This is a genomic window from Candidatus Methylomirabilota bacterium (genome assembly GCA_035764725.1).
GTDB lineage: Bacteria > Methylomirabilota > Methylomirabilia > Rokubacteriales > CSP1-6 > DASRWT01.
In genome coordinates this window covers 56,519-82,923 of record DASTYT010000052.1, presented here as the reverse complement: position 1 = coordinate 82,923, position 26,405 = coordinate 56,519, and the positions used below count along the sequence as shown (strand labels likewise).

Genomic DNA, 26,405 nt, shown 5'->3' with positions numbered 1-26,405 from the left:
CCTGGCACCGGCAACCCCGTCGGGGCCGCCGATGACGTGCGACTACGCGCCGTACTTGGTGAAGCGGAGGGCGTTGGCCATGGCGAGCGGCATCAGGTGATGCGCGGGCGCCAGGCCGAGGCTGCCCGCCAGGCAGTCGCGCTCGGTGAAGCGCGCGACCGGGTCGCTGCCGCAGTAGGCGCTGGCGAGCAGCGCCGGCACCGGCTGCCAGCCGTGCCCCGCGAGAACGGCGGGCGTGGCGTGGTCCCCCGAGACGACGAGGACGTCCGGCTTGAGGGCGAGGATATCGGGCAGGAGCGCATCCCAGCGCTCCAGCGCGGCGACCTTGGCGTCGAAGTCCCCGTCCTCGCCTGCCTTGTCCGTGTCCTTGTAGTGGAGGAAGAAGAAATCGTAGCCGCTCCAATGCTCCCGCAGCGTCGCCACCTCGTCGGCGAAGCTGGACCCGGTCTTGAGCACCTCCATGCCGACAAGGCGCGCGAGCCCCCGGTACATCGGATACGCCGCGATGGCGGCGGCCTTGACGCCGAAGATCTCGGGGAAGCGCGGCATGTCGGGCCGCTGGTCGAAGCCGCGCAGCAGCAGCATGTTGGCCGGGCGCGCGTCGGCGAGCCGCGGCCGCGCCGCGTCGACGAAGTGGTTCACGAGCTCGGCGGTGCGCGCGGCCTCGGGCGCCAGCGCCGAGACGGGCAGGGGCGGCTGGCCGGTGGTCTGGGGATCGGTCTCGGTGAGCCGGCCGGAGAGCCCGCTGCCGCGGAGCACGAGTACGAAGCGGTGCTCCTTCACCGGCTCGACGAGCACCTCGACGCCGGGGAGGGTGATCGAGCGCAGCCGCTCGCAGAGGGCCACGCAGATGTCGGTGGCGATGCGTCCGGCCCGCCGGTCGGTGATCTTGCCGGCCGCGTCCATCGTGCAGAAGTTGCCCCGCGCGGCCACGTCGCCCGGCCGCAGCTCGAAGTCGATACCGAGCGCCTCGAGCACGCCGCGGCCGACCGGGTAGCGCAGCGGGTCGTAGCCGAAGAGCCCGAGATGGCCGGGCCCGCTGCCCGGCGTGACCCCGGGCCCGACGTGGCGGATGAGCCCGCAGGCCGAGCGCGCGGCGAGGGCGTGGAGGTTCGGGATGCGCGCGGACTCGAGCTCGCTCTTGCCCGTCTGGGGACGCGGCAGACCGCCGAGCCCGTCGAGCGAGCAGAGCACGACCTTGGTGGTGTTCGGGACGGCGAGGGCGCGGAGGCCCTCGAGGTCGAGGCTCACGCGGCGGTTTCCTTGTTCTCGCCGAAGTCCGCCGGCACCGACGGGCCCCAGATGTACAGCGAGTCCTCGCCCGGCCAGTCGCGCGGCTCCCAGGCGCAGTCCTCGGGGATCACGTCGATGTCGAAGAAGTACTCGGCGAAGCTGCCCCACGGATCGCGGATGTAGTAGAAGAAGTTCGAGCCGATCACGTGCCGGCCGAAGCCCCAGCCCGGCTGCCAGCCCTTGTCCGCCATCCGCGACGCGCCCATCCCGATCTCGTCGATGCTGCCGACCTGGAACGAGCCGTGGTGGAAGCCCGGCGCGTGGGAGGCGAGGAAGGCCAGGTTGTGGTGGTCGGTGGTGCAGCGCAGGAACGAGATGACGTTGCCCGAGCGGTCGGAGAGCTTCAGGCCGAGCGCGCGCTGATAGAAGTCCATCTGGCGCGGCATGTCGGGCGTGAACAGCAGCACGTGGCCCAGGCGGCGCGGCGCGATCGCGGCCGAGCGGTCGGGCGCTCCGCGCTTCGCGACGCGCGTCGCGTAGCCCGGGCCGTTGAGGGTGAGCGGAGGATCCTGGGGCTGGAGCGGCGCCGCCTCGTCCCGCACGTTGACGAGATTGCCGTCGGGGTCGCGCAGCCACACGCCGCCCTCGGGAGCGCCGCGCGGCGGGTCGATCTCCGCCACGCCAGCTGCCCGCATGGCCGCGCGCGTGGCCTCGAAGGTCTCCCCCGGCGCGCCGAAGCAGAGGTGATGGAGCCGCTTGCGCGGCCCCTCGTAGAGCAGCACGTTATCGCGCGACTGCCGGGGCGCGCGGAGCCGGACCGCGTTGCCGCTGCCGGTGGCGTCGGCGAGGCCGAAGTCACGGTAGTACCGCTGCCCGACCGCCTGGTCGGGCACCTCGAGCGCGTAGTGGAGCAGCGACTTGACGGCCATGCCGGTCTCCTCAGGCGTCCTTGACGGGATTCTCGAGCGTGCCGAGCCCGGTGATCTCGAGCTTCACGCGGTCGCCCGGCTGCAGCGTGATCTGGGGCTTGCGCGAGAAGCCGACGCCCGAGGGCGTGCCGGTGGCGATGAGGTCGCCCGGCGAGAGCGTCATGATGTTGGTGAGATACTGGATGATGTAAGGGATGTCGAAGATGAAGTTTTTGGTGTTGCCGTTCTGCATGAGCGTCCCGTTCACCCAGGTCTTGAGTTCCAGCACGTGGGGATCCGGGATGTCCGCGCGATCCGCGATGTAGGGGCCCACCGGCGCCAAGGTGTCACCCACCTTGCCCGCGCCCCATTGCGTGGTGTGGAACTGGAAGTCGCGGGCGCTCACGTCGTTGATGATGGTGTAGCCGTAGACGTAGTCCAGCGCCCCCTCCTTGGGGACGAAGCGCGCGGTACGCCCGATCACCACGCCCAGCTCCACCTCCCAGTCGAAGGTCTTCTCGCCGCGCGGCCGCAGCACCGGCTCGCCCGGATCCGCGATGGCGTTCGCCCACTTCGGAAAGACCGGCGGCTGCTTCGGCGCCGGATTGTTGGTCTCGGCGGCGTGGTCGGTGTAGTTGAGCCCAATGCAGATGAACTTGCCCGGGTCGTGGATCGGGGCGTGGAGCCGGACGGAGGCCAGCGGCGCGGTGACCGGCGAGCCCTTGCCGGCCTTGGCGGCGTCCACGAGCGTCGCGAGCATCTCCTGGGAGGCGACGCCGCCCTCGAGAAAGCCCCGCGTGCTCTGGGGGAACAGGGCGTCGGCGATCTCCTGAGCGCGGACCACGCCGCGGCTCGCGAGATGCGCGGCGGCGCTGGCCGCCAGGTCCATCACGCGGTCGCTGCCGACCAGGCAGCCCAGCCGTGGGGTGTGACCATTCTGGGAAAAACGCACGATCTTCATGACGCGTCTCCTCTCAAGGGCTCCTCGGGGTCGGGCGTCCGGGGCACTGGCCCGGCGCCGGGCATGATAGCACCGGGGCCGGGTGTCTGCATCCTGTGTGGCATCCGCGCCACGCCTCTATATGGTGTGGGTGGGGCGGAGCTAAGATGCCTTTGGATCTCGCCATTTGCGTTGCTATCATCGAGCACAGGAGGTCACACATCCATGAGAGTCTCCCGCTGGCAGTGCGTGGTCCTCGCCTTCGTCGTGATGCTCGCCGCGCCCTACGCGATCTGGCTGTCGGTGGCGCAGGCGCAGACGCAGACGTACGAGACGATGGGCACCGCGAACTCCATTCTGACCCAGCCCATGAGCGGCTCGGTGGAGCCGACGGCCGGGGACGCGGTGGGCGCGGGCTTCCTGAACGTGATGTACGTGCCCGGCAAGGCCATCATCTGCGGCCTCGGGACGGTGGCGTCGTTCGGCCTGCTGGTCGTCACCCTGGGCAGCGCGTACACCGGCGCGACCAAGATCTTCAAGGAAGGCTGCCACGGGGACTGGGTGCTGACGCCTGAGCACGTCTCCGGCGCCATCCCGAAGCCCAACTACGACTACCTCGACTAGGGACCTCCCGGCGCGGCCCCGCGGCCGGTGCCGGCGTTCCCGCGGATGATGAAGGGGCGGGGAGCACACCCCGCCCCTTCCGTCGTTCCACCCTCCGCCCTCTCCGTTTCGATGGCGCGCGGATAGATGGCGCGCTCCCGTAGCTGGGTCGCGCCCATCCTCTTTGCGGTCCTGCTCGCCGCGTTCGCCGCGGGGATCTGGGGCATGTACCGGTCCAATTTTCCGGGCCAGGGCCTCTACCGCGCGGGCGGCGTCTACGAGGCGCGTTACGCCGACGTCATGGTGGTCGTCCGACACGAGAAGCTCCCGGGGTTCATGGATCAGATGGACGCGATGGTGCTCCAGGCTGAGTCGAAGGACATCCTCGACCGCGTGCAGCTGACGCGCGGCGATCGCGTGCGGCTGACCATTCGGCCCGTGGGTGACCGCCTTCTCCTCGTGGACATCCAGAAGATCCAGTAGCGGCTCAGCGGGTCGGGAGGGCCCGCAGGTACGCGATCAGCTCGCGGATCTCGTCGTCCCCGAGGTGGAAGCCGAACGCAGGCATGCCCGGTTTCCCCAGCGGCGCGCCCCCGTTCTTGATCAGCAGGTAGAGGTACTCGTCCGTGAGCCCATTGACGAGACGGCGATCGGACAGATCGCTCGGGTGCATGAGGAAGATGGTGGCGCGCCAGGAGCCGGCGCCGCTCGCGCCGTGGCAGGTCGCGCAGTTCGAGAGATAGAGCCGCTGCGCGGGCGTGGCGCGCTTCGGCACCGGATAGGGAAGGACGAGCATCGCGACCACGCCCGCGAGCAGCATGAACAGGGCGGGCCCCACGATGATGAGCAGCCACTTCGCCCTCACCGCGGCAGGATAGCACGCGCCTTTCGCGCGTCCCGATTTGACAGCGTAGAGGGGGCAGCGTAGCGTCGAACACGAGGTTGTTGATGACGCTCTATCTCATGCGCCACGCCGAGGCCGGTCACGAGGATCGCCGGCGCTGGCCCGACGACCGGATGCGTCCCCTCTCGGCGCGAGGTCACCGAGAGCACGCGCTGGTCGCGCGAACCTTGCGGCGCATGGGCGTGCGCTTCGACCGGCTCCTCACGAGCCCCCTCGTGCGCGCGCGTCAGACCGCTGAGATCACCGCGCGCGCCTATGGCCGGCGGATCGTTCCCGAGGAGACGGACGCGCTGGGGGACGAGGCGCGCCTGAAGGATTTGCTCCGGACGCTGCGGCGTCTGCCGCGGGGCGCCTCCGTGGTCGCCGTCGGCCACGAGCCCTTCCTGTCGAAGGCGGTGGCGGCGCTGGTCTCGCCCGACGGCGGCGCGCGCCTCGAGATGCGGAAGAGCGGCGTGGCCGCGCTCGAGTTCGAGGGGCGGCCGAAGAAAGGTCGGGGGACCCTGCTCTTCCACCTCCGCCCGCGCGAGGTGATCGCCCTCGCGGGCCGCGCCTAGCCCTTCACCGCTCCCGCGGTCAGCCCCGAGACGTAATAGTCCAGGAAGAGGACGTACACGATCACCACCGGCACGCTCGCCAGCACCGCCCCCGCCATCAGCGAGCCCCAGTAGTAGATGTCCCCGCGGATGAGGTCCGCGGTGACGCCCACCACCGCCGTCTTGTTCGCCGACTGGGAGATGAAGGTCAGAGCGTAGGTGAACTCGTTCCAGCAGAGGGTGAACGAGAACAGCAGCGCGCAGATGATGCCGGGCACCGCCATCGGCAGCACGATGCGCACGAGCGTCTGCATGCGGGTAGCGCCGTCCACCAGCGCGCATTCCTCGACCTCGCGCGGGATGGTGCGGAAGTACCCCATGAGGAGCCAGGTGCAGAACGGGACGAGGAAGGTCGGGTAGGTGACCATCAGGGCCACGATGGAGTCGGACAGGCCGAGCCAGCTCACCACCTGGGACAGGGGAAGGAAGAGGAGGGTGGGCGGCACGAGATAGGTGATGAACACCGCGGTGCCGAAGGAGCCGGCGCCGCGGAAGCGCAGGCGCGCGAGGCTGTAGCCGGCGAAGATGGAGAGCACGATGGACACGCCGGTCGCGACCAAGCTGATGATGAGGCTGTTCCGCACCCAGACGAGGAAGTCGGTCTTGCGAAAGAGGAACGTGTAGTGGTCCATGATGACGCCGGTCTGGATCCAGAACGGCACCGACTTCAGGTTGTAGAGCTCGGCGTTCGACTTGAACGACGTGACGAACATGAAATAGAAGGGGAACAGCGCGAAGAAGACGAACGGCGCCAGGTTGGCGTAGGTGAAGGCGGCCGCCCGCAGCTTGGCGCCCCGACTCTGCGCGCTCGCCATCGTCAGTCCTTCCGGATGTAGCGCAGTTGGAAGAACACCACTGCGCCGAGCAGGGGGAAGATGAACAGCGCGATGGCCGCGCCCTGGCCGAGGTTGCCGCCGTTGAGGCCGACCTGATAGGCCAGGGTGGCGAAGAGGTGCGTGGTGTTCATGGGGCCGCCCCGAGTGAGGACGTAGACGATGTTGAAGTCCGAGAACGTGAAGATGGTTGAGAAGAGGATCACCACCGCCAGGACCGGCTTGAGCAGCGGCAGGGTGATGAGCCAGAAACGCTGGCGGGCGCCGGCCCCGTCCACCTCCGCTGCCTCGTAATACTCGCGGGGCACCGCGAGGAGGCCGGCGAGGGTGGTGATGGCGAAGAAGGGGAGCCCTCGCCACACGTTGACGACGATCACCGCGATCATCGCGTAGGTGGCCTGCCCGAGCCAGTTGGGGCCGGGCGGGGTCATGAGGCCGAGCCGGATCGCCGTCCAGTTCACCACGCTGTAGAGCGAGTCGAACATCCACCACCAGCCCAGCGTCGAGAGCGCGGTGGGGATGACGAAGGGCAACAGCACCGCGCCGCGGATGAGCCGTTTGAAGCGCAGCGGGCGGGCGAGGAGCACGGCGAGCCACACCCCCAGCACGATCTTGAGGGACAGGGCGGCGCCGGTGAACACGAACGAGTTCTGCACGGTCTGTCGGAAGGTCTCGTTGCCGAGGATCTCCCGGTAGTTGGCCAGCCCCACGAAGGGGCCCGGCGAGCCCACCCAGTAGTCGGACAGGCTGAAGTAGATGGCCATCCCGAACGGGAAGGCGACCAGGGCGACGAGCAGGGCGAGAGCGGGGAGGATCAGGCCGTAGCCGAACACCTCTTCACGCTCCCACCACTCCCGGAGCCGGTTGAGGCGGCCGGCGCGCGCCGGCCCGGCCGCCTCGAGGACCTGCGGCCCGACAGCCATCTAGCTGACTTTCAGCTGCCCCTTCACGGCGCGGACCACCTGCTCCTGCGCCCACTCCATGGTCCGCTTGGTCGGCATACCGTTGACCGCCTTCGCCACCATGTCGGCGAGGACGTAGTTGTCATCGATCCGCTGCACGGCGTCGGAGGGCTTGGCCGGCCAGCCGCGCGGATGGGCGAACTCCGCCTCCTTGGGCAGCATCGCGAACTTCGGGTTCTTCGCCCAGATCGGGTGATCGGAGAGGTGTCGGAGCGGCGGGTGATTGAACGCGTTCGACGCCACGATCCAGGCGTCGTAGTTCTCCTTCTTGAAGAGATACTGGATGAACTCCTTGGCCAGCTCCTGATTCTTGGAGAACTTCCAGATCGCCATGCTGAGCGCGGGCGGGGCCGTGTGCGCGCCGGCCGGCCCCGCGGGACTGTTGTGGTGGTTGAGGTCGTCAGCGATCGGCATCTTCTCCTTCAGCGCCGCGTTGTACGGGCTGATCGGATTGTGGATCCACGACCCCTTGCCTGAGAGGATGAAGCGGTTGTTGCCAGCGTCGTCCCAGGACAGGACCTCGGGCTCCATCGCGTCCTTGAAGAGCTCCTTGTACCACTCGATGACCTGGGCGGTCTTGTCGGAGTTGATGCCGGGGGTCTTGCCGTCCGCCTCGAGCACCTTGGCGCCGTACGACCACGAGACCGACCAGTACGTGCTGTGGGCGTCGGAGCAGTGGCTGATGGGAATGCCCACCGGGTTGCCCTGCTTCTTGAGCACCTTGCCCATCGAGAGCAGCTCTGCCCAGGTCTTGGGGTAGCTGTCGCCGAAGCCGGCCTTCCGGAAGTGCGCCATGTTGTAGGTCGCGGGGAAGGAGACCCAGAACCACGGCACGGCTTTCCAGCCCGAGCCGGTCTGCGCCATCTGGGCGCAGAAGGGATACCAGCCGCCGTACTGCTTGCCGAGCTTGTCCACGAGGTCGTCCACGTTGGCGTGAAGGTTCTCGTAGAGGAAGGGATCGGCGCCGGCGGAGCGGTACATGTCGTGCCCGGATTGGGACTGCGCCTCCGCCGCGATCTTGGCGGGCAGCTGCAGATGCGCCACCGTATCGACGCGGACCGTGCAGTTGTTGGCCTTGCTGAACACTTCCGCCTGGCGCCGTAGCTCGTCGTCCGCGGCGGGGACGAAGTGATTCCAGGAGAGGAAGGTCAGCTCGCGCTTCTGCGCGACGGCGGGCGGCGTGCGGAGGGCGAGCCAGGAGGCCATACCGGCCGAGGCCCCGGCGGCGGTGCGAAGGAAGCGACGACGGTCGAGACTGCGGGGAGCGGACTGGTCCATGGAGGGCCTCCGTGACTCGTCGGGAGGTCTCGGGCCATCAGGAGAACCTTGGCGCTCGTCCCACCCCCTGTGGCGAAGCGCGACCCGCGCGGGTCGCCGCTTAGCTGATCACAGCCTAGCTGATCACGGCCTCCGTCTTCGAGTCGAAGAAGTGGATGCGCTCCGGCACGAAGGTGAGGCGGATCTTCTCGTGGGCCTTGGCCCGCACCGTCGGCTCGACCCGCGCCACCACCGACTGTCCGGCTGCCGTGACGTCGAGGAGGATCTCGGCGCCCAGCGGCTCCACGACCTCGACCACCGCGTCGAACGACAGATCGCCGGAGTCGCTGGGCGAGCCGACGCGGAGATCTTCAGGCCGCACCCCGAGCGTCACCGGCTGACCCTTGTAGGCGCCCAGCTTGGCCTGGCGGTCCGCCGGCACTTTGACCTTGAGGCCGTTGGCCTGCGCGAGGAGCGCGCCCCCGGCGTCGGAGATGGTCACCGGGATGAAGTTCATGGCGGGGGAGCCGATGAAGCCGGCCACGAACTTGTTCTGCGGGCGGCTGTAGATCTCCATGGGCTCGCCCACCTGCTGCACCCAGCCGTCCTTCATGACGACGACGCGGCTGCCGAGGGTCATGGCCTCGACCTGGTCGTGGGTCACGTAGATCGCGGTCGTCTCGAGGCGCTCGTGGAGGCGCTTGAGCTCCACGCGCATCTGCACGCGCAGCTTGGCGTCGAGGTTCGAGAGCGGCTCGTCGAAGAGGAACACCTGCGGATGCCGCACGATGGCGCGGCCGACCGCCACCCGCTGCCGCTGGCCGCCGGACAGCTGCCGCGGCTTCCGCTTGAGGAGTTCCTGAATGCCGAGGATCTCCGCCGCTTCCTTCACGCGCTTGGCGATCTCGGCCTTGGGGAACTTACGCATCTTGAGCCCGAACGCCATGTTGTCGTAGACGCTCATGTGCGGATACAGCGCATAGTTCTGGAAGACCATGGCAATATCGCGGTCCTTCGGCGGCAGGTCGTTGACCACGCGCTCGCCGATCTGAATCTCGCCGCCGGTGATCTCTTCGAGTCCCGCGACCATGCGCAGTGTCGTGGTCTTCCCGCAGCCGGAGGGGCCGACCAGGACCATGAATTCCTTGTCCCGGATCGTGAGGTTCACGTCCTTGACGGCGTGGACCTCGTCGTACTTCTTGTTGAGGTTCTTCAGAACTACCTGTGCCATTGGGCGACCTCGCTGTCCCTCAGGATTTGGTCACGTTCGTGTCCGGGCTGGCGGTGGGGGGCCGAGCACCCCCGGCGCGCCGGATAGTACCATAAATACACGACGTCGCGTTTTGGCAACACGGTTCATTGACACACCGCGGAGAGGGTGTTATAAGACGACACCCGCTCGTATTTCAAGCATCCTTAGGACTCGTGAGACCCAGCACGCATGTGTGGCGACAGTAACCCCCGTTCCGTCCGCTACCCCGGGAGCGTCGAGGCTTGCCCAACGGCCGGGAGCTAACCGAGATCCCCGCAGTACCCGTCCCTGCCTCCCAGGCCAAGACCCTGGCGGGCTGGAGCCGGCGTGAATCGATTCAAGGGCTTATCTGGGTAGCCCCGGCCTTCGTGTACCTGGCCTTCTTCATCGCCTACCCGTTCCTGATGTCGATCTACCTGTCCCTGTCGAGCGCCCGGGTCGGCTCGCCCGACACCCATTTCGTGGGCCTGCTCAACTACCGCCGGCTCTTCGAGGACCCGGTGTTCTGGCAGACGGTCCGGAATTCCTTCGTCTTCACCTTCGGCTCCGAAGCCATCCGCCTGGTGATCGGACTACCCCTGGCCTTCGCTCTCAACCGGAGCTTCAAGGGCAAGCGCCTCGTCCAGGGCATCATCCTGATCCCGTTCGTCATCCCGATCGCGCTCTCGTCCCTCGCCTGGAAGTGGATGTTCGATTCGCTCTACAGCGTCATCAACTGGATGCTGATGCGGGCCCACATCATCGAGTACCCGTGGCAGTGGCTGGGCGAGCCCGGCCTGGCGATGTGGTCAGTCATCATCATGAACGTCTGGCGGGGCTTCCCGTTCTCGGCGGTCATCCTGCTCGCCGGGCTGACCGCGGTGCCGCAGGAGGTCATCGAGGCGGCCAAGATCGACGGGGCGGGGCCGCTGCGGCGCTTCCACTACGTGGTGGTGCCGATCGTGCGTCCGATCCTGCTCGTGGGCCTGCTCTACTCGGTCGTGTTCTCGTTCACCGACTTCTCGGCGGTGTGGCTCTTGACCCAGGGCGGGCCGTACAACACCACCCACGTGTTCGGGACCTATGCGTACAATATCGGCATCAATGCCGGCGACCTGGGGATGGGCGCGGCCATCACGCTGTTCATCTTCCCCGTGCTCGCCGTCATCGTGATCCTCATGCTACGGTTCCTGCAGAGGGACTAGGGCCATGGAAGGCCGGAAGCTCTGGCGACGTATCAAGCGAGACTACGGACCCTATCTCCCACTGTCCCCGTACCTCTTCGTCGTCATGTTTCCGTTCTACTGGATGGTCATCACCGCCTTCAAGCGCGACCGGGACCTTTACAATCTCGAGACCGCGCCGTTCTGGTTCAAGGAGCCGCCGACGCTGGACCACATCCGGCTGCTCCTCCAAGGCACCCTGTTCCCGATCTGGATGGCGAACAGTCTCATGATCGGCGCGCTGGTCGTGGTGATCACCCTCGTGCTTGCCCTGCCCGCCGCCTACGCCCTCGCCCGCATGCGGTTCCCGGGCGCCCAGCCGCTCTCGACCGCCATGTTCCTGTCCTACCTCATCCCGTCCACCCTGCTGTTCATCCCGCTGTCCCAGGTGGTGCGCGGGCTGGGGTTCATCGACTCGGTGTGGGCCCTGGTGATCGTGTATCCCTCGTTCACGCTGCCCTTCTGTACCTGGCTCCTCATGGGCTTCGTGCGCACGGTGCCGAAGGAGATCGAGGAGAGCGCCCAGATCGACGGCTGTACCCGCTTCCAGGCCTTCCGGATGATCATCATCCCGGTCATCGTGCCCGGCATCATCACCGCCGGCATCTTCGCCTTCACGCTCACGTACCAGGAGTTCATCTACGCCCTGACCTTCATCTCCGGGTCCGCCAACAAGACGATCTCGTACGGGGTGACCAGCGACCTCGTCCGCGGTGACGTGTTCTACTGGGGATCGCTCATGGCGGGCGCCCTCATCGGCGCCATCCCGGTCGCGGTAGTCTACGCGTTCAGCCTCGACCACTTCATTCACGGGCTGACCGCAGGCGCTCTGAAGTGAACACAACTCTCCAAGGAGGGAGAATGCAATGAGCAAACTGTCACGACGGCAATTCCTGGGTACGGCCGCCGGCGCGGCGGGCGTGTCGGCGTTTCCGCACGTGTGGATCCGCCCGGCGTGGGCCCAGACGAAGGAAGTGCGGGTGCTCGCCTGGACGCACTTCGTCCCCGCCTACGACAAGTGGTTCGACGCTTTCGCCGACCAGTGGAGCACGAAGAGCGGCGTCAAGGTCATCATCGACCACATCCCGCATCTGCAGATCCCCGCCAAGATCGCGGCGGAGGTCGCGACCCAGTCCGGCCACGACATCGTCCAGCTCGTAGGGACGGGCACCGAGAAGTGGGCCTCCGCCCTCATCGACGTGCAGGACGCCGCCGACCGGATCGGCAAGAAGTACGGCGGGTGGACGCCGCTCGCCGACAACTACTGCAAGGTGCGCACGGACGGGAAGTTCCACGCCATTCCCGATTTCTTCATCGACTTCCCCGGCCTCTACCGGAAGGACCTCTGGACCGAGATCGGCATGCCCAACGGGCCCGACACCTGGGAGGACCTCCACAAGGGCGGCGCCAAGCTGAAGGCGAAGGGTTTCCCGATCGGGATCGGGCTGGCGCACCATGACGACTCTCGCGCCTCCTGGCGCGCGATCATGTGGTCGTTCGGCGGTTCCGAGGTGGCCAAGGACGGCAAGACCATCCAGTACAACTCCAAGGAGGTTCGCGAGGCGCTGAAGTTCAACAAGGCCCTCTACAAGGACTGCATGACCCCCGAGGTCCTCGCCTGGGACGACGCGTCCAACAACCGCTTCCTCGCGTCGGGCCGCGGCTCCTGGATCCACAACCCGATCAGCGCCTACCGGACCATCGAAGGCTCCAACAAGGAGCTCGCGGACAAGATCTTCGTGTCGCTCTCGCCCAAGGGGCCGGCGATCCGGCGCTCGTTCGCCAACTGCCGCGCCTATGGCGTGACCAAGTTCAGCAAGAATGCGGACGGGGCCAAGGCGTTCCTCGAGGCCCTCGCCGACGTCTACCGGGACGCCGCCAAGGCGAGCACCGGCTACAACATGCCGTTCCTCAACAACTACGCGAAGCCGCCGTTCCCGATCATCAGCGAGGACCCCAAGCTCAAGCCGCTGGAGCAGGATGCCGACTATCACTTCACCACCGGCTACCCGGGTCCGCTGACCCCGGCGGCGGACGAGGTGTATCAGCAGTTCGTGATGGTGGACGCGCTCGCCCAGTTCTGCACTGACAAGATGGATCTCGAGCAGACCGTGAAGTGGGCGGACGAGAAGATCAAGGCGATCTACGCGAAGTTCGCGTAAGCGCGCCGACGCAGGGTAGGGAACGCGGGGCCGGCGGCGCACGCCGCCGGCCCCGTGGTGCGTCCGGGGCCCGGCGCGCCGGGTCGAGGCGGGCTAGCCCTTCACCGAGCCGGTGAGCCCGGTGACGTAGTACTCGACGAAGAACGAGTATACGAGCGCGACCGGCACCGAGCCGAGCAGCGCCCCCGCCATGAGCTGACCCCAGAAGTAGATGTCTCCTCGGATCAACTCGGAGACGACCCCCACCGGCACGGTCTTCCGCTCCGGCGAGGACAGGAAGATCAGGGCGTAGATGAACTCGTTCCACGACAGCGTGAACGCGAAGATCCCCGCCGACAGGATGCCGGGCACCGCGATGGGGAAGATGATGCGGGCCATTGCCCCGAATCGCGTGGCCCCGTCGATGCGGGCGCACTCCTCCAGTTCCTTGGGAATGGTCTTGAAGTAGCCCATCAGGAGCCACGTGCAGAACGGAATGAGGAACGTCGGGTAGGTGAGAATGAGCGCCCACGGCGTGTTGCCGAGCTGGAAGTTCCGGATGATGTCGGCGAGCGGGATGAAGAGGAGGGTGGGCGGCACCAGGTACGTCACGAAGATCGACGTACCCAGAAGGCCCGCCATCGGGAACCGTAGACGGGCCAGCGCATACCCGCCGAGGAGCCCGCAGAACAGCGAGATGATCGTGGAGATCACGGCGATGAAGAACGTGTTCCACAGCCAGATCGGGAAGGTCGTCTTCGCCATGAGGTCGCGGAAGTGCTCGAGGGTCGGATTGAGCGTCCAGAACGGCGCGTTGTTCACGGCGCGCCAAGAGCGGTATAGCTCGGCGTCGGGCCGGATGGAGGTGATGAGCATCCAGTAGAAGGGGAAGAGGGTGCCGATCACGAAGACCGTGAGCGGGATGTAGAAGAACACCCACTTCTTCCACTTCCGCTCGACGACCATCTATCTTTGGGGGGGAGCGCCGGCTGCCGCTCCTCCCCCAAGCCCCCCCACCAGCTTGACATGGGGAGCGCCGGCTGCCGCTCGTCCCCCGCGCCCTCCCACCACCTCGAAATCGGTCATGCGCCCTCGAGCCTTCTCAGGTATCTCAGCTGGGCCCAGACGACGAAGAAGAGGACGGGGAGCATGAAGAGGGAGATGGCCGCGCCCTCGCCGAGCAGGCCCGTGGCCACCCCGACCTGATAGGCGTAGGTCGCGATCAGGTGGGTGGAGTTGGCAGGGCCGCCGCCGGTGAGGACGTAGATGAGCTGGAAGTCGGAGAAGGTCTGGATGATCGAGAACACCACGACCACGATCGTGACCGGCTTGAGGAGCGGCCAGGTGACGTTCCAGAAGCGCTTCCAGCCGTTCGCCCCGTCGAGCGATGCCGCCTCCTGGAGGTCGGGGTTGATGGTCTGCAGCCCCGCGAGGAGCGTGATCGCGAAGAACGGCATGCCGCGCCAGGTGTTCACCACGATGGCGCACCACATGGCGTAGACGCCGTCGGAGAGGAAGGGGATCTTGGTCACGATCAACCCGCTCTGGTACAGGAGCCAGTTCAGCACGCTGAAGGTCGGGTCGAACATCCAGCGCCACGCGAACGTGGACAGCACGGTGGGGATGATGAACGGCAGCAGCATGGAGGCGCGAACGATGCGCTTGCCTCGGAAGCTGCGATTGAGCAGCAGGGCCAGCCACATGCCCAGCGCGAGCTTGAAGAGCGTAGCCCAGAACGTGTAGAAGAACGTGTTCCTGAAGGCGGTCTGGAAGATCGAGTCGTTCCAGGCCTTGACGAAGTTCTTGATGCCCACGAAGTGGCCGGGGTTTCCCACGCTCGTGTCGGACAGGGACAGCCACACGCCCATGACGAACGGGTAGGCGATGAACACCCCGAGCAGGAGGACGGTGGGGGACAGGAGAAGCGCGGCGAGGAGCCGCTCGTTCTCCAGCATCCGCGTCCACGCCGCGGGCTGACCCGCGCGGGAACGAGGAAGCGCCACCGAGCTGGCGGCCGCGCCCCCCGAACCTCCCGCAATCGGCTTCTTCACCGACATTCCCTCGCGGCCGGCTAGGCCTCGTAGATCTTCTTGAGCTCGCCCTCGGCCCAGTGTACCGCGTCCTCCGCCTTCATGCCCTGGACCGCCTTGGCATACATGTCGGTGATGACGTACTTGGTGAAGCCCTCGGTGGCCTTGGCCGTCGAAGGTCCGGCGTACCCGAACAGCCGCGTGTTACGCGCGGCGGTGCGGAACATCTTGAGAGGCTCGTCGAGCTTGCCCCACATGGGATCGTTCTCCCACTTCTTGGTGGCGCCGACCGAGTAGCCCTCCTGAGAGGTGAACCACTTCCCGTAGTTCTCGGGCTTGTGCAGCCAGGTGAGGAAATCCTTCGCGAGCTTCTGATTCTTGCTGTACTTCATGATCGCGTGCGACTGGTTCAGGAAAAGGAGATAGGCACCCGCGGGGCCGGCGGGGAGCGGCGCGTGGTCGATGTCCTGGAAGAGGGGCTCGCCCTTGTCGTCCTTGATCTTCTCCTTCTGCCGCTTGGCCACGATGTAGATGGAGGCGCCGTTGAGGGTCGCCGAGATCTCGCCGGCGTGGAAGGCGCGGTTGTTGTTCGTGTCGTCCCACGCAAGCCCGCCCTCGTCGCAGCACTCCTTCCAGAACGCCTGCATGAACTTCACCGCCTCGATGGTGCCCTTGGAGTTCAGCACCACCTTCTTGCCGGAGCCGTCCGTCTCGGCGCCGCCGAAGGCCCACGTCATCGTGTAGGTGAAGACCGGGGCGTCGCCGAACGTGTGGCCGAGGGTCTGGCCGTAGGGCTTGCCCTTCTTCTTGAGCCCGGCGAAGAGCTTGCGGGCCTCGTCCCACGTCTTGGGATACTGGGTGGCGCCGGCTTCCTTCAGCCAGGACTTCCGGTAGGCCACGGCGTTGCCGACGATCGAGTGCGGCACGCTGAGCCACTTGCCGCCCACCTGGCAGGACGGCGCCCACACGTCATAGAGACCGCCCTCCGCCTTGCCGAGCGCGTTCGCCACGTCCGAGACGTCGACGACGGCATTCTGGTAGAGGTGCGCCCAGTTGTACTGGAAGTTGAAGATGTCCGCGCCCGACCCCGACTGGATGGCCGCGGTGATGCGCGGCTGGAGATCGTTGGCGTTGATGGTCTCGAAGGTGACCTCGGCGCCGAGCGCCTTGGAGGCCTCGGGCATCTGCCGCTTCAGCTCGACGTCGGACTCGGGGATGAAGTCCACCCACCGCACCCAGTGCAGCTTGGAGCCTTGGGCGAATGCGGGCGCGCGGCGCGCGGCGAGGATCCCCTCGATCCCGCCGGCCACGACCGCCGTGCCACCGGCCGTCTGAAGGAAGCGCCGGCGATTCATGCCCGGCGTCACGGAAGCGTCCTTGCTCGTGTCCATCAACGGGATCCTCCTCGAAAGTGGGAGACGACGGGGTGACCGTGTCCAGCGAGGTTCGGGATTGACGGGATCATCGGCGTCAAGCGGGGGAAATTTTGGCCCGAAAGCGCCATTCTGTCAATGACTTTTGCCCCCCGGTGCGCCCCAGTCCATGCGTCCCTCGCGCACGGGGATGAGGAGGCAGAGGGCCGCCGCCATCGCGGCCGCGAGAACGATCCACGGCACGGTCCAGCCGCCCGCGCGCTCGACGAGGACGCCGAACAGGGGCGGGCAGATGGTGACCCCGAAGGACGACACCGCCAGCCCCAGCCCCACCGCGGTGCCGACCGAGCGCCGATCCACGAGCTCCGCCATCAGGGTGTACTGCACCCCGTTCCATCCGATGCCCACGAAGCCGAACACGAGCGCGAGGGCCGCGAAGAACCAGGGGCTGGTGCCGGGCCCGGTCCCTGCGATGAGCAAGGAGCACGCGGTCGAGCCGACTCCAGCCAGCACGAGCACGATGCGGCGCCGGCCCCCGAAGTAGCGGTCGGAGAGCACGCCGAACGCCACGCGCCCCGTCGCGCCCGCCAGCTGGGCGAGCACGAGAAAGCGCGCGGCCGTCACCAGGGGCATGCCCACCACGTCGCGCAGGTAGAGGACGAGATAGGCCATCCACACCGTCTGCATGCCCGCGAATCCCAGCGTGGCGATCGAGACCAGCCAGAGCTCCCGATTGCGGAGGACGGCGGCCAGGCTGCCGCCGGCGGCGGCGCGATCTGCGGCTGCCTCCACCCCCGGCGGATCCCGGTAGAGCAGCCACGTGAGCAGACCCAGGCCCGCGATGACCGATGCGGAGAGGGCCACGGCCCCGCGCCAGCCGATCCAGAGGGCCAGCGGCGGCATGACGAGGGCGCCCATGGCGCCGCCGAAGGGCAGCCCGACCTGCTTGAGGCCCACCACCGTCGCGCGATGCTTGCGGGGGAACCAGATCAGCACGGCCTTCGCGGTGGTCGGGTTCAGCATCCCGTAGCCCATGCCCGCCAGCACCATCAGCACGCTCAGGAGCGCGAAGGACCACGACCCCGCCACCGCGAAGAGGCCCACCGCGATCACGAGCTGCCCCAGCACCATGGTGCGGGCCGCGCCCCAGACGTCGGCCATGCGCCCGGCGGGGAGCGACATCAACGAGGGACCGATGTAGTACGCCGACAGGAACGACCCCGCCTGTACGGTGGAGAGTCCCAGGCTGTCGCGGATCAGCGGCGCGATGGCGGGGATCCCCAGCGGCCCGACGTTGGCCATGGTCTGCGCGACCATGATGAGGACCAGGATGGCCCAGGGATTGGTCACGGATGCTCGGGGCGCGCGCTCAGGAGGCGGGAGCGGAGGCGCGGCGCGCGAGGATGGCCTCGACAGCGCGCAAGTCGTCCTCGGTGTCCACACCCACCGTGGGCTCGTCGGTCTCGACGACCCGGATCGAGATACCGTGCTCGAGCAGGCGCAGCTGCTCGAGCTGCTCGGCGCGCTCGAGCGGCGAGGGGGGCAGGGCGTGGAACCGCTCGAGCACGGCGCGGCGATAGGCGTACATGCCTATATGTTTCCAGTACACGACGTCGCCGCGGCCGTCGCGGTCGCAGGGAATGGCGAGGCGGGAAAAGTAGAGCGCGTCGCCGTGAGTGTTGGTGACGACCTTGTTGGCGGTGCGCGTGGGGACCTCCTCCGGCTTCGCGAGGATCTTGAGCGTGGTCACCTCGACGGCCCGATCGTCGAGTAACGGGCGGACCAGGCGCTCGATGTGGCCGGTCGTGACGAGCGGCTCGTCTCCCTGGATGTTCACGTAGACGTCGGCCGCATGCCCGCGGGACACTTCCCAGAGGCGGTCCGTGCCGGTGGGATGGTCGGGCGATGTCATCAGGGAGGGCGCCCCGTGGGCTCGACAGGCGGCCATGACCTCCTCCGAGTCGGTCGCCACCAGCAGATCGTCGAGGTGGGGAGACCGGCGCGCCGCCCGGTACACGTGGACGACGAGCGGGAGGCCCACGAGGTCACGCAGGACTTTTCGGGGCAGGCGAGTCGAGGCGAGGCGCGCGGGAATGACCCCCAGGACCCTCACGAGTGCTTGTACTCTCGGGCACTTACGGATGTGGCGGGCATGGCGCCCCATCGTAGCATGAGGGCCAGGGTGCTACACTGGACACCCCATGAGTGACGTGGCTGTGCGCCCGGGTCCCAAGCCGCCCGCAGTCTCTGCGCTCTGGGGTATGCCTGTCCGGACCGAGTTCAGTCTCGAGCCCCTGATCAAGTACTGGGAGCGCGAGCTGGCCCAGGGGGACAAGCCCTTCGCGACCGCGACCCGCGCGCTCCTGGAGAAGGTGCGGCAGAACCCCGGCTTCTCGGGACGCGTGGCCGACCCCGAGGCCCTGCGGGAGCATCCTGAGCTTCTCTCCGCACTGATGCTGGCGGTGTTCTCGCCCACGTTCCAGGAGGACAACCTCGGGGCCGCCACGTACCCGTTCGCGCTCCGAAGCTTCTTCTCCACGCCGGGGTTCGGGCGCCTGCTCACCGATGCCGACGGCGCGCTGCAGTTCCGGATGGACGTGGACGTGTCGCTGATCCTAAATGTCCGGATCGTGTCCGCCTACTCGCTGATCCTCGAGCGGGTGTATGGCATCGATCTCGGCGTCGAGTACCCGTGGGTCGTCATCGTCAACGACCCCGACACCAAGCTCGACCGCTATTTCAAGCTGATCGCCAGCCGGCGATTCCTCGAGGTGGACGTGATTGGCGAGGTGCCGCCCCTGTCGGACGAGGCGGTGCGTCGGATCCGCGCGCACGTGGCGGATCCCAAGGCGTTCACCGAGCTGCTCCCCGGCGACCGCTTCGTCATCCGCGGCTTCGGGGTGTTCCAGGCGGTGGAGGTCACCGGTCCGGAGGTGATCTCCGCGATCGAGCGCGACCTCATCGAGAAGGAGTCGATCGTCTCGACCGGCCGCTTCCTGGGCCTGCGCGACAAGCTGCGCGTGCTGCTGCGCCGCCCGGAGGTGGAGCTCGGGCTGGCCGCCATCGACGGCGACCGGGTGCTCGCGCTCAACCATGGGTCCCAGTTCGAGAACTCGTGCATCTTCGCGGACTCGACGCACCTTCGCCTCTCCGATTTCGCGGGCTCCGTCTACGAGCGCGCCGCGCTCGAGCGGCGGCCCCTCATCGTCGAGGACCTCCAGACGCATCCCAATCGCACCCGCGTGGAGGACGAGCTGCTTGCCGCCGGCTATCGCAGCCTGGTGGCGGCGCCCCTCTTCTACGAGGACGCCCTCATCGGGAGCTTCGAGCTGATCTCCACCGAGCCCGGTGCGCTCAACGTGACCCATACTCCGTCGCTGCTCCAGGTGCTGCCCCTCTTCGCGGTGGCGGTGAAGCGCAGCATGGATGAGCTGGAGAGCCGCGTCCAGGCCCTCATCAAGGAGAAGTGCACGGCCATCCACCCCACCGTGGAGTGGCGCTTCCGCCAGGCCGCGCTCGCGAGCTTCGAGAAGGCCGAGGCCGAAGACGACGGCCGGCCCACCGAGATGGAGACCATCGTCTTCCGCGACGTGTATCCACTCTACGCGCTCGCGGACATCCGGGGCTCCTCCACGCATCGCGCGTGGGCCATCCAGTCCGACCTCTCTGCCCAGCTCGGCCTCGCCCGGGACGTACTGGAGGCCGCGCACCGCGCCCGGCCCATGCACATCCTCGATCATCTGCGGCACCGGGTGGAGCGTCATGCCGAGGCGGTGGAGTTGAACCTCCGCGCCGGCGACGAGGCGACGCTCATCGCCTTCCTGCGGGCCGAGGTGGAGACGCTGTTCGATCACCTCGAGACCTACGGGCCCGAGGTCCGGGCGCGCATCGAGGCCTACCGAGCCGCCCTCGATCCCCAGCAGGGCGCGGTGGCATCCCGGCGGCGGGATTTCGAGACGAGCGTGACCCTCATCAACGACGCGATCCTCTCGTTCCTGGACGCCGAGGAGGATGCCGCCCAGGCGGCGTGCCGCCACTTCTTCGAGATGCAGCGCACCGACGGCGTGGACTACAGCATCTACGCGGGCGCCTCCCTGCTCGAGACGGACGGCTTCACCCCGCTCCACCTCCGCAACCTGCGGCTCTGGCAGCTCATGGTGGCGTGTGGCATCGCCGCGCAGGTCGAAGCGCTCAAGCCGCGCCTACCGCAGCCGCTGGACATCACCAATCTGATCCTGATCCAGCACGCCCCCCTGGCCATCCGCTTCCGGTTCGACGAGAAGCGCTTCGATGTCGACGGCGCCTACAACGTCCGCTACGAGATCATGAAGAAGCGGATCGACAAGGCGGTGGTGCGCGGGACGACGGAGCGGCTCACCCAGCCGGGCAAGATCGCGCTGGTGTACTCGCAGCCCTCCGAGGCCGCCGAGTACAAGGAGTACATCGCCTACCTTCAGTCCCTCCGCTTCCTGACCCCCGAGGTGGAATACCTCGAGCTGGACGAGCTTCAGGGCGTGACAGGGCTCCGCGCGCTCCGGGTCACCGTGGATCTGACCAACGCGCGGATCGAGCCCGGCGTCTCGCTCATCGCCGCCGCCTCGGCTGCCCGCGTCGCACGGTAGTCGTCCGCCGCGCCGCCCGGCGGGCGCGGTCGTCTTGACAGGCTCCCTCGGGATGCGCTACTCAGATGCTCGATTCCCACGCCCCCCTCACGAGGAGGAGGTTCACGCATGATCTCCCGCTTCCTGGCATGGCTGACCGTGGTGCCGCTCGTCCTCGGCGCCCTCGTTGCTCCCGCCCACGCCCAAGCGCCCATTCGCATCGGCGACATCAACTCGTTCAGCGGCATCGGCGCGCCGTTCACGGGCCCCTACAAGATCGGGGTGGAGATGGCGGTCGAGGAGATCAGCGCCAAGGGCGGGATCAACGGGCGAAAGGTCGAAGTACTGTTCCGGGACGACAAAGGCCAGCCCGCGGAGGCGGTGAAGCACGCGCAGGAGCTCGTGGCCTCCGAGAAGGTCGCGCTCATCGCGGGCACATTCCTCTCCAACGTCGGGCTCGCGGTGTCCGACTGGGCCAAGCAGAACAAGACCATGTTCGTGGTGGCGGAGGCGCTCACCGAAGCCCTCACCTGGGCCAAGGGGCACGACCACGTGGTGCGGGTGCGACCCAACACCTATGAGCAGGGCCGGATGCTCGCCGACAAGGCGGGCCGGATGAAGTACGTGAAGTGGGCCACCATCGGGCCCAACTACGAGTACGGCAAGCGCGCGTGGGAGACCTTCCGCGACCGGCTGAAGGAGCTCAAGCCTGACGTCCAGATCGTCGGCGAGCACTGGCCGACCCTCGGAAAGATCGAGCCCGGACCGATGGTCACCGCCATCCTCAACCAGAATCCGGATGCGCTCTACGTCTCGCTGTTCGGCTCGGACTGGCTGGCGTTCGTGCGCGAAGCCCAGAAGCGGGGGCTGTTCCAGAAAATGTACGTGGTGGGGATCCTCCTCGGCGAGCCCGAATACATCGATCCGCTCGGCACCGAGGCGCCCGAGGGGATGCTCGTCACCGGTTATCCCTGGTACGACATCGCGGCGCCCGCGCACAAGGACTTCGTCGCGCGCTACCAGAAGCGCGCCCCCGAGAAGGCGCCCACGCTGGGCGCCCTGGTCGGCTACGTGACCTACCTCTCGATCTTCGAGGCGATTCGCAAAGCGGGCGGCACCGACACCGACAAGCTCGTGACCACCTTCAAGGGCCTCAAGGTCGAGACGCCGGTGGGGCCCATCACGTTCCGCGCCTCCGACGGGCAGTCCACCATGGGCGCCTGGGTCGGCACGACCAAGATCGACCCCAAGCGCGGCGTGGGCGTGATGGTGGGCCACGAGTACATCCCCGGCGACAAGGTGCTGCCGTCGGACGACGAGGTCAAGAAGCTACGCTCGGGTCAGTAGTCGCCTCGCCTCGTTTCACCCTCTCCCAACCGGGGACGAGGGTGGGCTGAGGGGAGCGTCGCATGTCCTTCCTCTTCATCCAGCTCCTCAGCGGGCTGGCCAACGCCATGTTCCTGTTCCTCGTCGCGTCCGGCCTGACGCTCATCTTCGGCGTCACCCGCGTCGTCAACTTCGCCCACGGCTCCTTCTACATGCTCGCGGCGTACCTCACATTCACCCTCGTGCACGCGCTCCCGCTGGGCGGCGCGTCGTTCTACGTCGCGGCCCTGCTCGCCGCGCTGCTCGTGGCCGTCTTCGGCGGCCTAGTGGAGATCGGTCTCCTCCGCCGGGTGTACCGGGCGCCTGAGCTCTATCAGCTCCTCCTCACGTTCGCCCTCGTGCTGGTGGTCGCCGACGGGGTGAAATACCTCTGGGGCGCCGACAACAAGACCGGGCCCAGCGCACCGGGGCTCGCGGGGTCGGTACGCCTGGCCGGCCAGCTGTTCCCCACCTACGACCTCGCCATGATCGTGTTCGGTCCGCTGGTGGCGCTGGGGCTCTGGGCCCTCTTCTACCGCACGCGCATGGGCATCCTGATCCGCGCCGCGACCCAGGACCGCGAGATGGTGGCTGCCCTCGGCGTCGACCAGTCGCGGCTCTTCACGGGCGTCTTCGTCCTCGGGAGCTTCCTCGCCGGGCTCGCCGGCGCCCTCCAGGTGCCGCGCGTGGCGATTACGACGGTGATGGACACCACCGTCATCGTGGAGGCGTTCGTGGTGGTGGTGATCGGGGGCATGGGATCGGTGTGGGGCGCTCTCCTCGCCTCGATCTTGATCGGCGTCCTGGGCGCCTACGGAATCCTGCTGCTGCCGCGCGTCTCCATCGTGCTGATCTTCGTGGTGATGGCGGTGGTGCTGATCGTGCGTCCATGGGGCCTGCTCGGCCGGCCGGAGGCGGCGCTGCGGCCGGCAGGCGCAGCCGGTGACGCCGCGCCGCGCCGCCCACGCCTGCACCGCGGGTGGCTGGCCGCGGGCGCGCTGCTGCTGATCGCCGTCCCGCCGTTCCTGCCGACCTTTCACGTGTGGCTGCTCGTCGAGATGCTCGCCTTCACGCTCTTTGCCTCGAGCCTGTATTTGCTGATGGGCGGGGGTGGGCTCGTGTCGTTCGGCCACGCCGCCTACTTCGGCCTCGGCGCCTACGGCGCCGCCATCCTCATGAAACAGGCGGGGCTCCCCATGCCCCTGGCGTTCCTCGGCGCGCCGCTGCTCGCTGCGCTAGGTGGCGTGGTGTTCGGCTACTTCTGCGTGCGGCTGACGAGCATCTACTTCGCCATGCTCACGCTGGCCTTCGCTCAGATCGTCTACGCGATCGTGCATCAGTGGGACGAGGTCACCGGCGGCGACAACGGGCTCCTCAGTGTGTGGCCGTCGCCCTGGCTCGCCTCGCCGCTGCGCTACTACTTCGTGGCGCTCGTCGCCACCGCCCTCGCGCTGGCCCTGCTCCTGCGCCTGGCCGGGTCGCCGTTCGGGCTCGCCCTGCGCGCGGCGCGCGACCATCCGCGGCGCGCGGAGGCGGTGGGGCTCAACATTCGCGCGCACCAGCACGTGGCGTTCGTGGTGGCCGCGCTGGTGGCCGGGCTGGGCGGCGCGATCTTCGTGTACCTCAAGGGCAGCGTGTTCCCGAACTACGTGGACGCGCCCATGTCGGTGCAGCCGCTGGTCATGGTGCTGCTCGGCGGCGTCGGCTCCCCGGTGGGACCGCCGCTCGGCGCCGTGGTCTACAAGCTGCTCGACACCGTCATCACGCGCTACACCGAGTACTGGCAAGCCGTGCTCGGCCTGATCCTGATCGCCCTCGTCCTGATATTTCCTCGCGGATTGGTGGGTATCCTCGATTTCAGGTTTTTGGGCTGGGGGGGAGCGAGCGTCGCTCCTCCCCCAGACCCCCCCACCGCTTCGAACGCGGATTCCCGCCACGTGTCGACCACATGACCCTCCAATCCACTCAACCCGTGTTGGAGACCCTCGGCCTCACCAAGCGCTTCGGGGGCGTCATCGCGGTGGACGGCGTCAACCTGGCGCTGCCCCGGGGCGAGATACGCGCGCTCATCGGGCCGAACGGGGCAGGGAAGACGACGTGCTTCAACATGCTGGCTGGTCAGCTCGTCCCCGATGGCGGCGAGGTGCGGTTCAAGGGGCAGCGCCTCTCGGGGCTGGCGCCCTACGAGGTCTGGCGCCGGGGCGTCAGCCGCACGTTCCAGATCACCGCCGCCTTCAGCTCCCTGACCGCGCTCGAAAACGTCCAGGTCGCGCGGCTCTCCCATCGCCGGCGCACCTACGCGCTCTTGGCCTCGGCCGCGCGCCTCGAGGTGGACCAGGCGCGCGCGCGGCTCGCCCAGGTGGGGCTCGAGGAGCAGGCCGCGCGGCCGGCCGCCGTGCTGGCCTACGGTGATCTCAAGCGGCTCGAGCTGGCGGTGGCCCTGGCGAACGACCCCGAGCTGCTGCTCCTCGACGAGCCCACCGCGGGCATGGCGCCCGCCGAGCGGGGCGCCCTCATGGCCCTCGTCGAGCGGCTGGCGCGAAAGCGCGGTCTCACCGTACTCTTCACGGAGCACGACATGGACGTCGTGTTCGCGGTGGCCGACCGCATCATGGTCCTGCACCAGGGGCGGTTGATCGCGGAGGGCAAGCCCGCGGAAGTCCGCGCCGACCGGGACGTGCAGCGCGTGTATCTCGGCGAAAGCTGAGCGGATAGAAAGGAGATCGACATGAGCGAGACGACGACGAGCTACGACTGGGACGCCATCGTGGGCGGGCTGAACCAGCACCTACGCCTCCGCTCCATCCCCATCGGGATGAAGCTCTTCGAGACCGTCGACGAGATGGAGGCGATCCCGAAGATCCGCCGGCCGCGCGTGAAGCACACCACCGATCAGATCGTGGCCCAGGCGCGGCAGCTCGGCTTCACGGTGGGGATCACGATGGCCGACCTGGTCGGCGCGCAGTGCGGCGCGGTGATCGGGCTCTCGCCCCAGGACGACGAGTGGCTGTCGGGCAGGCGCATGGCGGGCGTGTGGTTCAAAACGCAAGACGACGCGAGCCTGCACCAGCAGGCCATGGACTGCGTGCCCTACGGCCGCTACCGCGCGATGGCGGTGGCGCCGCTCACCTCGGGACGGCTCAATCCGCCGGACATCTGCCTGATCTACGGAACGCCGGGGCAGATGATCTTCTTCATCAACGGGCTCCAGTGGACGGGCTACAAGAAGATGTCGTTCACGTCGGTGGGCGAGTCGGCGTGCGCCGACTCGTGGGGCAAGGCGCTCAAGACCGGCGAGCCCGCGCTGACGATCCCGTGCTACGCCGAGCGGCGTTACGGCGGCGTGGCCGACGACGAGCTGCTCATGGCCATCCCGCCGCGCTTCCTGCCCAAGGTGATCGAGGGGCTGGCGGCGCTGTCGAAGAACGGCCTCCGCTATCCCATCCCGCCCTATGGGATCCAGAGCGACGCGGCGGCTGGACTCGCCGTGAGCTACGCGGACAAGGACAAGACGTAGTGCTGGAGCTCACCCAGGTGCACGCCGCGTACGGCCCCTCGCGGGTGCTCCACGGCGTCACCTTGACCGCCGGGGCCGGTGAGGTGGTGTCCCTGCTCGGTCGCAACGGGGCGGGGAAGTCGAGCACCCTCAAGGCCATCATGGGTCTCATCGACGTCACGGGTGGCGAGATCCGGTTGAATGACCTGGCCTTGCGCGGCCGCCCCACGCACGAGATCAGCCGGCTGGGCGTCGGCTGGGTGCCCGAGGACCGGCGCATCTTCACCGAGCTCACCGTGGAGGAGAACCTGCGCGTGGGCGCGAAGGGCGGCGGCGTGTGGACGGTCGGGCGCGTGACCACGCTGTTCCCCAAGCTCGCCGAGCTGGCTTGGCGCCGCGCGGGCAGCCTGTCGGGCGGCGAGCAGCAGATGCTCACGGTCGCCCGCACCCTCATGGGCAACCCGCGCATCGTCCTGCTCGACGAGCCGTCGGAGGGCCTGGCACCGGTGGTCGTGCGGACGCTGAGCGAACAGATCGCCGCGCTCAAGCGCGAGGGTCTCACCATCCTGCTCTCCGAGCAGAACCTCCGGTTCGCCGCCCGGCTCGCCGACCGCGCGTACGTGATCGAGAAGGGGCAGATTCGCTGGGAAGGTCCCATGGCGCGCCTCATGGCCGACGAGGCCGCGCGCCGCGCCTACCTGTCGGTCTAGGA

General features: G+C 67.9%; 25 protein-coding genes. 12 read left to right on the top strand and 13 right to left on the bottom strand.

Features of this window, described 5'->3' with window-relative positions; all coding sequences use genetic code 11:
- Positions 1-42: 42 nt before the first annotated feature.
- The 3 genes from VFX14_09575 to VFX14_09565 are packed head-to-tail and all read right to left on the bottom strand — an operon-like array spanning position 43 to position 3,102.
- Positions 43-1,251, bottom strand: a complete 1,209-nt coding sequence (locus VFX14_09575; protein HEU5189925.1) for a 2,3-bisphosphoglycerate-independent phosphoglycerate mutase — start codon at positions 1,249-1,251, stop codon at positions 43-45.
- A complete protein-coding gene (locus VFX14_09570) occupies positions 1,248-2,162 on the bottom strand; it encodes a VOC family protein (GenBank protein HEU5189924.1) in 915 nt (304 codons plus the stop codon). The genes VFX14_09575 and VFX14_09570 overlap by 4 nt, the downstream gene beginning before the upstream one ends.
- A 10-nt stretch (positions 2,163-2,172) precedes the next feature.
- On the bottom strand, positions 2,173-3,102 hold the full coding sequence (locus tag VFX14_09565) for a fumarylacetoacetate hydrolase family protein (protein HEU5189923.1): 930 nt from the start codon (positions 3,100-3,102) through the stop codon (positions 2,173-2,175).
- A 204-nt stretch (positions 3,103-3,306) separates the two neighbouring features.
- Between VFX14_09565 and VFX14_09560 the strand changes: the two genes are divergently transcribed.
- Positions 3,307-3,705 carry a hypothetical protein gene (locus VFX14_09560; GenBank protein HEU5189922.1) on the top strand — a complete coding sequence of 133 codons (399 nt, stop codon included), beginning with the start codon at positions 3,307-3,309 and terminating at the stop codon, positions 3,703-3,705.
- Between the two features lie 126 nt (positions 3,706-3,831).
- Positions 3,832-4,167: a hypothetical protein gene (locus VFX14_09555; protein ID HEU5189921.1), complete on the top strand. Its 336-nt coding sequence runs from the start codon at positions 3,832-3,834 to the stop codon at positions 4,165-4,167.
- 4 nt (positions 4,168-4,171) lie between these two features.
- Here the strand turns inward: VFX14_09555 and VFX14_09550 are convergent, their stop codons facing one another.
- Positions 4,172-4,549: a cytochrome c gene (locus VFX14_09550; protein ID HEU5189920.1), complete on the bottom strand. Its 378-nt coding sequence runs from the start codon at positions 4,547-4,549 to the stop codon at positions 4,172-4,174.
- Positions 4,550-4,632: 83 nt separating this feature from the next.
- On the opposite strand from VFX14_09550, the gene sixA reads away from it, so the two are divergent.
- A complete protein-coding gene (sixA, locus tag VFX14_09545) occupies positions 4,633-5,142 on the top strand; it encodes a phosphohistidine phosphatase SixA (GenBank protein HEU5189919.1) in 510 nt (169 codons plus the stop codon).
- Here sixA and VFX14_09540 read toward each other — a convergent pair.
- The 4 genes from VFX14_09540 to ugpC form a co-directional block, all read right to left on the bottom strand.
- Entirely contained in the window at positions 5,139-5,996 is an 858-nt protein-coding gene (locus tag VFX14_09540) for a carbohydrate ABC transporter permease (protein ID HEU5189918.1), read from the bottom strand. The two genes, sixA and VFX14_09540, sit on opposite strands and share 4 nt — an antisense overlap.
- Positions 5,997-5,998: 2 nt before the next feature.
- Positions 5,999-6,937, bottom strand: coding sequence for a sugar ABC transporter permease (locus VFX14_09535; GenBank protein ID HEU5189917.1), 939 nt, complete (start codon positions 6,935-6,937; stop codon positions 5,999-6,001).
- Positions 6,938-8,254 (bottom strand): extracellular solute-binding protein, encoded by a 1,317-nt coding sequence (locus tag VFX14_09530; GenBank protein HEU5189916.1) that lies wholly within the window; start codon positions 8,252-8,254, stop codon positions 6,938-6,940.
- Positions 8,255-8,369: 115 nt separating this feature from the next.
- Complete coding sequence (gene ugpC, locus VFX14_09525) at positions 8,370-9,464, bottom strand: sn-glycerol-3-phosphate ABC transporter ATP-binding protein UgpC (protein HEU5189915.1); 1,095 nt, start codon at positions 9,462-9,464, stop codon at positions 8,370-8,372.
- 263 nt (positions 9,465-9,727) lie between these two features.
- Here ugpC and VFX14_09520 point away from each other — a divergent pair, with 263 nt between their 5' ends.
- The 3 genes from VFX14_09520 to VFX14_09510 are packed head-to-tail and all read left to right on the top strand — an operon-like array spanning position 9,728 to position 12,849.
- Positions 9,728-10,669: a sugar ABC transporter permease gene (locus tag VFX14_09520; GenBank protein ID HEU5189914.1), complete on the top strand. Its 942-nt coding sequence runs from the start codon at positions 9,728-9,730 to the stop codon at positions 10,667-10,669.
- 4 nt (positions 10,670-10,673) lie between these two features.
- Positions 10,674-11,525, top strand: coding sequence for a carbohydrate ABC transporter permease (locus tag VFX14_09515; GenBank protein ID HEU5189913.1), 852 nt, complete (start codon positions 10,674-10,676; stop codon positions 11,523-11,525).
- A gap of 28 nt (positions 11,526-11,553) precedes the next feature.
- The gene (locus VFX14_09510) at positions 11,554-12,849 is read left to right on the top strand and encodes an extracellular solute-binding protein (protein HEU5189912.1); all 1,296 of its coding nucleotides are present in this window, start codon (positions 11,554-11,556) and stop codon (positions 12,847-12,849) included.
- 93 nt (positions 12,850-12,942) lie between these two features.
- Here the strand turns inward: VFX14_09510 and VFX14_09505 are convergent, their stop codons facing one another.
- The 5 genes from VFX14_09505 to kdsB all read right to left on the bottom strand — a co-directional run bounded on the left by VFX14_09505 (position 12,943) and on the right by kdsB (position 18,344).
- Positions 12,943-13,794 carry a carbohydrate ABC transporter permease gene (locus VFX14_09505; GenBank protein HEU5189911.1) on the bottom strand — a complete coding sequence of 284 codons (852 nt, stop codon included), beginning with the start codon at positions 13,792-13,794 and terminating at the stop codon, positions 12,943-12,945.
- Between the two features lie 116 nt (positions 13,795-13,910).
- Positions 13,911-14,879 (bottom strand): sugar ABC transporter permease, encoded by a 969-nt coding sequence (locus VFX14_09500; protein HEU5189910.1) that lies wholly within the window; start codon positions 14,877-14,879, stop codon positions 13,911-13,913.
- A gap of 20 nt (positions 14,880-14,899) precedes the next feature.
- Entirely contained in the window at positions 14,900-16,249 is a 1,350-nt protein-coding gene (locus VFX14_09495) for an extracellular solute-binding protein (protein HEU5189909.1), read from the bottom strand.
- 117 nt (positions 16,250-16,366) lie between these two features.
- Entirely contained in the window at positions 16,367-17,581 is a 1,215-nt protein-coding gene (locus tag VFX14_09490; GenBank protein HEU5189908.1) for an MFS transporter, read from the bottom strand.
- A gap of 19 nt (positions 17,582-17,600) precedes the next feature.
- Positions 17,601-18,344, bottom strand: a complete 744-nt coding sequence (kdsB, locus tag VFX14_09485; GenBank protein HEU5189907.1) for a 3-deoxy-manno-octulosonate cytidylyltransferase — start codon at positions 18,342-18,344, stop codon at positions 17,601-17,603.
- A 148-nt stretch (positions 18,345-18,492) separates the two neighbouring features.
- Between kdsB and VFX14_09480 the strand changes: the two genes are divergently transcribed.
- The 6 genes from VFX14_09480 (at position 18,493) to VFX14_09455 (ending at position 26,403) form a co-directional block, all read left to right on the top strand.
- Positions 18,493-20,853, top strand: a complete 2,361-nt coding sequence (locus tag VFX14_09480; GenBank protein HEU5189906.1) for a GAF domain-containing protein — start codon at positions 18,493-18,495, stop codon at positions 20,851-20,853.
- 108 nt (positions 20,854-20,961) lie between these two features.
- A complete protein-coding gene (locus VFX14_09475) occupies positions 20,962-22,179 on the top strand; it encodes an ABC transporter substrate-binding protein (protein ID HEU5189905.1) in 1,218 nt (405 codons plus the stop codon).
- A gap of 62 nt (positions 22,180-22,241) precedes the next feature.
- Positions 22,242-24,149, top strand: a complete 1,908-nt coding sequence (locus VFX14_09470; GenBank protein HEU5189904.1) for an ABC transporter permease — start codon at positions 22,242-22,244, stop codon at positions 24,147-24,149.
- Positions 24,146-24,904: an ABC transporter ATP-binding protein gene (locus VFX14_09465; protein HEU5189903.1), complete on the top strand. Its 759-nt coding sequence runs from the start codon at positions 24,146-24,148 to the stop codon at positions 24,902-24,904. Before VFX14_09470 ends, VFX14_09465 begins: the two co-directional genes overlap by 4 nt.
- A gap of 21 nt (positions 24,905-24,925) precedes the next feature.
- Positions 24,926-25,714 carry a DUF169 domain-containing protein gene (locus VFX14_09460; GenBank protein HEU5189902.1) on the top strand — a complete coding sequence of 263 codons (789 nt, stop codon included), beginning with the start codon at positions 24,926-24,928 and terminating at the stop codon, positions 25,712-25,714.
- Positions 25,714-26,403 (top strand): ABC transporter ATP-binding protein, encoded by a 690-nt coding sequence (locus tag VFX14_09455; protein ID HEU5189901.1) that lies wholly within the window; start codon positions 25,714-25,716, stop codon positions 26,401-26,403. The genes VFX14_09460 and VFX14_09455 overlap by 1 nt, the downstream gene beginning before the upstream one ends.
- Positions 26,404-26,405: the final 2 nt, after the last annotated feature.

Excerpts from the sequence above, each read along its gene's own strand:
- VFX14_09570 (HEU5189924.1), bottom strand. The coding sequence starts at position 2,162 with ATGGCCGTCAAGTCGCTGCTCCACTACGCGCTCGAGGTGCCCGACCAG.
- VFX14_09565 (HEU5189923.1), bottom strand. The coding sequence starts at position 3,102 with ATGAAGATCGTGCGTTTTTCCCAGAATGGTCACACCCCACGGCTGGGC.
- VFX14_09560 (HEU5189922.1), top strand. The coding sequence starts at position 3,307 with ATGAGAGTCTCCCGCTGGCAGTGCGTGGTCCTCGCCTTCGTCGTGATG.
- VFX14_09555 (HEU5189921.1), top strand. The coding sequence starts at position 3,832 with ATGGCGCGCTCCCGTAGCTGGGTCGCGCCCATCCTCTTTGCGGTCCTG.
- sixA (HEU5189919.1), top strand. The coding sequence starts at position 4,633 with ATGACGCTCTATCTCATGCGCCACGCCGAGGCCGGTCACGAGGATCGC.
- VFX14_09540 (HEU5189918.1), bottom strand. The coding sequence starts at position 5,996 with ATGGCGAGCGCGCAGAGTCGGGGCGCCAAGCTGCGGGCGGCCGCCTTC.
- VFX14_09535 (HEU5189917.1), bottom strand. The coding sequence starts at position 6,937 with ATGGCTGTCGGGCCGCAGGTCCTCGAGGCGGCCGGGCCGGCGCGCGCC.
- VFX14_09530 (HEU5189916.1), bottom strand. The coding sequence starts at position 8,254 with ATGGACCAGTCCGCTCCCCGCAGTCTCGACCGTCGTCGCTTCCTTCGC.
- ugpC (HEU5189915.1), bottom strand. The coding sequence starts at position 9,464 with ATGGCACAGGTAGTTCTGAAGAACCTCAACAAGAAGTACGACGAGGTC.
- VFX14_09515 (HEU5189913.1), top strand. The coding sequence starts at position 10,674 with ATGGAAGGCCGGAAGCTCTGGCGACGTATCAAGCGAGACTACGGACCC.
- VFX14_09510 (HEU5189912.1), top strand. The coding sequence starts at position 11,554 with ATGAGCAAACTGTCACGACGGCAATTCCTGGGTACGGCCGCCGGCGCG.
- VFX14_09505 (HEU5189911.1), bottom strand. The coding sequence starts at position 13,794 with ATGGTCGTCGAGCGGAAGTGGAAGAAGTGGGTGTTCTTCTACATCCCG.
- VFX14_09495 (HEU5189909.1), bottom strand. The coding sequence starts at position 16,249 with ATGGACACGAGCAAGGACGCTTCCGTGACGCCGGGCATGAATCGCCGG.
- VFX14_09480 (HEU5189906.1), top strand. The coding sequence starts at position 18,493 with ATGCCTGTCCGGACCGAGTTCAGTCTCGAGCCCCTGATCAAGTACTGG.
- VFX14_09475 (HEU5189905.1), top strand. The coding sequence starts at position 20,962 with ATGATCTCCCGCTTCCTGGCATGGCTGACCGTGGTGCCGCTCGTCCTC.
- VFX14_09470 (HEU5189904.1), top strand. The coding sequence starts at position 22,242 with ATGTCCTTCCTCTTCATCCAGCTCCTCAGCGGGCTGGCCAACGCCATG.
- VFX14_09465 (HEU5189903.1), top strand. The coding sequence starts at position 24,146 with ATGACCCTCCAATCCACTCAACCCGTGTTGGAGACCCTCGGCCTCACC.
- VFX14_09460 (HEU5189902.1), top strand. The coding sequence starts at position 24,926 with ATGAGCGAGACGACGACGAGCTACGACTGGGACGCCATCGTGGGCGGG.